This is a genomic window from Psychrobacter sp. TB20-MNA-CIBAN-0197 (assembly GCF_040309765.1).
Taxonomy (GTDB): Bacteria; Pseudomonadota; Gammaproteobacteria; order Pseudomonadales; family Moraxellaceae; genus Psychrobacter; species Psychrobacter submarinus.
The window spans coordinates 1-238 of record NZ_JBEOPC010001350.1 but is presented as its reverse complement, the minus strand read 5'-3'; the positions used below and the strand labels follow the sequence as shown (position 1 = coordinate 238).

General features: G+C 61.3%; 1 protein-coding gene. It reads right to left on the bottom strand.

The genetic code is table 11. From position 1 onward, the window contains the following. Nucleotides 1-9: 9 nt before the first annotated feature. On the bottom strand, nucleotides 10-238 hold a 229-nt coding region (locus AAEY83_RS18360; RefSeq protein WP_351061562.1), incomplete at its 5' end, for a cbb3-type cytochrome c oxidase subunit II.

Genomic DNA, 238 nt, shown 5'->3' with positions numbered 1-238 from the left:
GACCATGGCTCACCTCTTGCTCTTGATCGCAGTGCCGAGCACTTGCAGATAGGAAACGAGGGCGTCCATTTCGGTCTTGCCCTTGAGGCTGGCGACCGCGCCGCTGATGTCGTCGTCGGTGTACGGCACGCCGAGGGTGCGCATGGTTTTCAGCTTGGTTTCGGTGTGGCTGCTGTCGACCGCTTGGGTGACCAGCCACGGATAGGCCGGCATCTTTGATTCCGGCACAACGTTGCGC